A 1,788-nucleotide genomic window follows, 5' to 3' on the forward strand; every position below is an offset into this window, starting at 1 on the left:
TCGGCCGCGCTCGCCGAGCACCTGAAGGCATCGATCAAGCAGCACGGCAGCGCGAAACTCACCGCCGTCACCCTGCGCATGGTCGAACAGGCGTCGACGCTGGCGGCGGCCGTGCCGTCGGTCGCTCACCCGGTGCACCTGTGGTTTCGGCCGTTGATCGCGCGGCGGTTGACGGGGGAGGGCATTGCGACCCTCGGCGCGCTGATCGAGTACTGCAATGCGCGCGGCGGCAACTGGTGGCGCTCGGTGCCGCGCATCGGCGCGCTGCGGGCGAAGGCGCTGGTTGCGTGGCTGCGTCGGCATGAAGCCACCCTCGGCATACGCCTCGACGTCGATGTGGCGGACATTGATACCCCGGAGCTGGTGCCGTCGAGCCAGGCCCAGGCTATCGTCGTGATCGGTGGCACACCCCACGAGCCGCGCCTCGCGCCGTTTGAGCGGCTCGCGGTGCCCACTGCATTATCGGGCGCGATTGGACCCGCGAATGGGCCGGACCCGGGTTCGAATCGGGCGACGTCGTTTTCGTTCATCCGTGCGCCACACGATCTCGCCGCGATTCACGCGTATCTGCACCGCTATCGCGACCGGCCGACGACCCTGCGCGCATACACTCGCGAGCTCGAACGCCTGGTACTGTGGGCCGTGATTGCGCGCGGCACACCGGTGTCGTCGATGACGGTCGAGGACTGTGAGGCGTATAAAGACTTCCTCGCGAAGCCGGCGCCCTCGTTCGTGGGCCCGAAGCAGTCACGCGCGAGCGGTCGCTGGCGGCCCTTCGCGCCCGAGGGCCTATCGGCTGACAGCCAGGCGTATGCGGTGCGGGTGCTACGCGCGACGTTTGCATGGCTCACCGAGGTCCGCTATCTGGCGGGCAATCCCTGGAGCGCGGTGCACGACCCGGTGACCGTCACGCGCGAAGTCGCAGTACAAGTCGAGCGGGCGTTGTCGCCTAAGCTATGGGCCGAGTTGCGCCGTGCGTTGGATGAGCGCTGCGGCGGGACCTTTCGGGATCAGGACGAGGCCGAAACTCGGCAGTGGCGCACCGCGCGCGCGGCGATCCTGCTGATGGGCGATTCGGGGCTGCGGCGCGACGAAGCGGCGCACGCGCGTCGGGAAGCTCTGCGCCCCTACGTGGGTCAATCCGTCCGCCCATCTGTGCGCCCCTCGCCTGAGGGTTCGAACGACACTCCGGTGTGGGCCCTGACGGTGATTGGAAAACGGCGCAAGCAACGCACCGTGCCGGTCAGTGCGGCGACGGTCGCTGCCTTGCGCGAGCACTGGATCGACCGTGAGCGGGACTTCGATGCCCCGCTCGATTCCGCCCCGTTGATCGCGCCGCTCGCGATTCCCGCTACCCCGAGTGCCTTGAACAAACACGGCGGCGCCGTCGAAGCCGCCTATACGGCCGATGCGTTCGGTCACCTGGTGCGTCAGGCGCTGCAACGCCTGACCACCGAGTTAGCCGCGCGGCCCCGTATCTCGCCCGCTGACCTGGTGCAGCTCGCGAACACCTCCGCGCACGCGTTCCGTCACACCTTCGGCACGCGGGCGGTCGCGCGCGACATGCCGATCGATGTGGTGCAGACGATTCTGGGCCATGCGTCGCTGCAAACGACCTCGATTTACGTGCGGGCCGAGCAGCGGCGTGTGCTCGAGGCAGCCGCTCAGTATTACGCCGGTGACGCCGAGGCTGACGCCGGATCTGCATCACCACGCCGACAAGAAGGCGGGGTGAAGGATCTGTGAAGACGTTAATCTTTCGGCCGCGCGACGCGACGGAACTTGAGC

The 1,788-nt window shown here is 68.1% G+C and carries 1 protein-coding gene; it reads left to right on the forward strand.

From position 1 onward, the window contains the following. The coding region (locus tag AWB67_RS37220; RefSeq protein WP_125477860.1) for a site-specific integrase at positions 1-1,746 on the forward strand (1,746 nt) is incomplete at its 5' end. Positions 1,747-1,788: the final 42 nt, after the last annotated feature.

This window comes from Caballeronia terrestris, from assembly GCF_001544515.1.
Classification (GTDB): domain Bacteria; phylum Pseudomonadota; class Gammaproteobacteria; order Burkholderiales; family Burkholderiaceae; genus Caballeronia; species Caballeronia terrestris.